At 61.5% G+C, this 4,316-nt stretch carries 2 protein-coding genes and 3 pseudogenes; all 5 read left to right on the top strand.

The window, feature by feature from the left end:
• Positions 1-235: 235 nt before the first annotated feature.
• A pseudogene (locus AWB67_RS43805) lies at positions 236-1,506 on the top strand (PAS domain-containing sensor histidine kinase); the annotation flags it as partial.
• Positions 1,503-2,120, top strand: a pseudogene (locus tag AWB67_RS34650) (response regulator); the annotation flags it as partial. The pseudogenes AWB67_RS43805 and AWB67_RS34650, both read left to right, overlap by 4 nt.
• Complete coding sequence (locus tag AWB67_RS42525; protein ID WP_374729880.1) at positions 2,103-2,711, top strand: response regulator; 609 nt, start codon at positions 2,103-2,105, stop codon at positions 2,709-2,711. The pseudogene AWB67_RS34650 and the gene AWB67_RS42525, both read left to right, overlap by 18 nt.
• Before the next feature lie 12 nt (positions 2,712-2,723).
• Positions 2,724-3,505 (top strand): annotated as a pseudogene (gene fnr, locus AWB67_RS34655) (fumarate/nitrate reduction transcriptional regulator Fnr).
• Between the two features lie 147 nt (positions 3,506-3,652).
• On the top strand, positions 3,653-4,316 hold a 664-nt coding region (locus tag AWB67_RS34660), incomplete at its 3' end, for an Acg family FMN-binding oxidoreductase (protein ID WP_445344248.1).

The following is a 4,316-nucleotide window of genomic DNA, read 5'->3' on the forward strand; positions in this document are numbered from 1 at the left end:
GGCAAGCACAGGAAATTCGTTGCTCCGATCCCCGGCCAGCGCGGCCAACTTCGTGATTGCCGCGCTCGGCGCCGAGCGCTTCCTTGAATGGGTTATCCGGCCCGAAGTCCCAGTCAATCTGCACGCTTCCACTCCAACGGGTTCGCGCGGCATGCGATTCTTTTCCTCAGAACCATCCAGCAGCGATCTGCCCTATCCCCAGCCGCGCGTCCGAAAGATCTGGACTGCCGCGACGGGTGAACAGCCGCTCTCGCTCACGGGCTCGGCGAAGTCGGGGATCCCCAACGACGACGACGGCGGCATTCGCGTCCTGCTATATTGGAGCGTCGCTGCCAACGCCCTACTTCTGGCGTGGCTGGTCTTCATGATCATCCGCGGGCGAGCCGAGACCTTCCGGATCATGCGCACGTCCGACGCGCAATCGACACTCGATGCCGCGCGGCTGAGCGGGATCATTCGCTCGTCGATGGAGGCGATCGTCACGATCGATGAAACGCAACGGATTGTGATCTTCAATCCAATGGCTGAGCGGCTCTTCCGGTGCCCGGCGGCGGACGCCATCGGTGAACCTCTGTCGCGCTTCATTCCCGAGCGGTTTCGCGCAGATCACGACCGCCATGTCCGGCAGTTCGGCGTGACCGGGGGCTCCGACCGGCAAATGGGCAAACAGCGTGTGCTCTTCGGCCTTCGCGCAGACGGCGAGGAGTTTCCCATCGAAGCGGCGATTCCCAGATCGACGATAGCGGCGGCAAGCTCTACACAGTCATGCTGCACGATGTGACCGAGCGAGTGAACGCCGATGCGGCGCTCAGGCAGTCGCGCGAGGAATTGCGCGAACTGTCTGCGAACCTGCAGAACGTGCGCGAAGAGGAAAAGACGCGCGTCGCCCGCGAGCTCCACGACGATATTGGCCAGCAACTGACAGCGCTGAAGATGGATCTGTCGGCCATTGAAGCCTCACTCGATGCGCAGGCCGCCATCGGACCACAGACCATCGATCAGTTGCGCGGCATGCGCCGGCTCGTCGACACGACGGTTCCGTCGCTGCGGCGCATTGCCGCCGATCAGCGCCCGGTGATGCTCGACGATCTCGGATTGCTCCCCGCGATCGACTGGCTTGCCAACGACTTCACGAATCGCTATGGCGTCGAAGTGGAACGTCACATCGAGACGTCCAACATTGAATTCAGTGGCCGGGCCGCCACCGCCGTATTTCGGATCGTGCAGGAAGCCTTGACTAACGTCGCACTTCATGCGGAGGCGACACGGGTCATGCTGACGCTTCGCACCGACGTTGAGCATTGCATGCTGCGCATCGCCGACGACGGGCGTGGCACCACTTCCCCACTGATGCCGCTCGGGAAGTCGTTTGGCTTGCTCGGCATCCGTGAGCGCGCATACGTGCTCGGCGGCTCGGTTTCGTTCGACACACCGGGCAGAGGTGGCTTTGCCGTGTCGGTCTCGTTTCCCCTGGAAGCCGTGCAACAAGAGGAGTCGCACTCATGACGACGAAAGTGCTGATTGCGGACGACCATGCGCTCGTGCGGGACGGCTTGCGCCATATATTGACCAACGCGGTCGGATTCGAAGTCGCGGGCGAAGCGAGCGACGGAGTAAGCACGATCGCACTCGCGCGTTCGACCGAGGCTCAGGTGCTCGTCCTGGATCTTTCGATGCCAGGGCGCAGCGGCGTCGAACTGATCAAGCAGATCAAGGAGGAAAAGCCCGCCTTGCGCATTCTCGTGCTCACCATGCACGCGGAGCAGCAATATGCAGCGCGAGTCTTCAAGGCCGGCGCGTCGGGCTAACCGACGAAGGAAAGTGCAAGCGCGGAACTGGTCGCCGGCGTGTCCAAGGTGGCGGCAGGCGGCGTCTACGTGAGCCTCGCGATGGCCGAACGCTTCGCGCAAAGCCTCAATGAGCCCATCGAAGCACTGCCTCATCAGCGACTGTCGGACCGCGAATTCGAGGTGCTGCGCCGCATTTGCGCCGGTGAGACCGTCACTGAAATCGGCGAGGCCCTGTGCGTAAGCTCAAAAACCATCAGTACCTACAAGGCACGCATTCTCGAAAAGATGCAGATGCCGCACGAGGCAGCGCTCGTGCGCTACGCCGTACGCCGTACGCCGTACGCCGTACGCCGTACGCCGTACGCCACAAATTATTCGACGATAACGACGAAGCCTGATCTCCTCCCGCTGTCAGGAGTTCCCTACACGGCCTTCCGAAAGACCTACCTGAAGTTCAACCCTCGCCGATTTTATTTTGAGACAGCGCGTCCAATAATGGGTTGCATGAACCCGATCTGTTGCGCACACAAGCTCAAAATATTCCTGGTGGATGATTCCGGAATCGTGCGTCAGCGTCTCGCATCGATGCTCGTGCAGGTCGGGAGCGTCGAGGTGGTTGGCATGGCGGACGACCCTGAAACGGCGCTCGAAAGCCTCGTAGCGACGCACGCCAATGTGCTCATTCTCGACCCGCATTTGACGGCCGGCAGCGGTCTGAACATGATCGGCGCTGTGAAATGCAAGCACCTTCCGGTCGTCATGATCGTGCTCACCAACCACTCGAACGCGGCGTTCAGAACCGCCTGTCTGTCGGCGGGCGCCGACTACTTCTTTGACAAGACAACGGAATATGAACAGACGCGCGCCGTCATCGAAAGCCTCGCGCGGCACGCCTCACTATCCCGAACGCAATTCGACTGACAGGAGATGAGCATGTATGCCGTGAGCGAAAGCAGGACTGTCGCGACGCCCGCCCCACCCGCACCCGCGCCGCGCCGCACGTTTCAGATCGCCGAACCGGGTTCGAGACGCAATTGCGCAAGGTGCTCGACGTGTTCGATGCAGCGAATCTGCATGCCAGCGGGACTTTCGGCTACCGAGTACGAGCGTCTCGACTCGATCATTTGCTCGACTCGTATCATCCGGCGCGGCGAAGCGCTTTACCGCGCTGGCGATGCGTTCCAGAACGTCTATGCGGTACGCACCGGCTGCTTCAAGACCGTGGTCATGCACCGAGATGGTCTTGAACAGGTGACCGGTTTTCACCTTGCGGGCGACGCGCTCGGCCTCGACGGCGTATCGTCGGACCATCACGGTTGCGATGCCATTGCGCTCGAAGACAGCATCGTCTGCATCATTCCGTTCGACCTGCTCGAGTTGCTGTGCCGCGAGGTCAAGGCGATTCAGCATCACGTTCACCGTCTGATGAGCAGGAGATCGTGCGGGAATCCGCCCTGATGATGTTGCTCGGGACGATGACCGCCGAGCAACGCGTCGCCGCGTTCCTGCTCAACCTCTCCACACGACTGAAAGCACGCGGCTACTCCTCTGCCGAATTCGTGCTGCGCATGACGCGTGAGGAAATTGGCAGCTATCTCGGGTTGAAGCTCGAAACGGTCAGCCGGATGTTCTCGAAGCTGCAAAAAGCGGGCGTTGTCGATGCGCGGAGCAAGGATATCCGCATTCTCGATCAGGCCGGGCTGGAGAGAGTGTAGTCCCGTTCGAGAACACATGGGAAGGGCGGTGCGTGCGCAACGGCCGCCCCTTCGCCCCGACCGCCCCAACTTGATCTCTGTCAATCGGCGAAGGAAGTCCTCGGCCACGATGAGACGTCAAGTCGCTCATGCAGAGGTAGAAGCAAAATGCATCCGACCATCAGCAGTACCGCCTGGGAAATCAACCCAAGCCGACTACCGCCGCTCGCTGGCGTTGAGGCGAAATTGCGGTTTGCCCTACAGTATGCGGTGCCCGCACCGTCGCGTCACAATTCGCAGCCGTGGCACTTCATCGTCGACGGCGACAGCGTCATGCTTTGCGCCGACCGCACGCGCGCACTCCCCATCGTCGATCCATTCGATCGTGAGCTGATCATCAGTTGCGGGGCGGTGCTTTTCAATCTGCAAGTAGCGCTTCAGCAGTTCGGCCTCGGCTACTCAATCAGGCTATTTCCCGTGGAGGCCGACCCGGATGCACTCGCGCACGTGCGCGTACTGCCCGACGGTCCGCGCGACGCGAGCATCGTCGCGCTGTTCGAAGCGATTACGCGGCGTGTGACAACGCGCGAATCGTTCCTTGACGAAGCAGTGCCTCTCGACGTGCAGGCACAACTCGTTCAGGCCGCAGCGGCCGAAGGCGTTGATGCGGTGTGCATTGAATCGACTCTTGCGCGGGAGCGGCTCGCCGAACTGATTGCCGAGGCCGATCACATCCAGTTTCGCGATCCGCGCTTCAGGCGCGAACTCGCAAGCTGGATTCATCCCAGTCGACATGACGACGGCATGCCCGCCTACGCGGGCGGCGCAAGCG

Source organism: Caballeronia terrestris (assembly GCF_001544515.1).
GTDB classification, from domain to species: Bacteria; Pseudomonadota; Gammaproteobacteria; order Burkholderiales; family Burkholderiaceae; genus Caballeronia; species Caballeronia terrestris.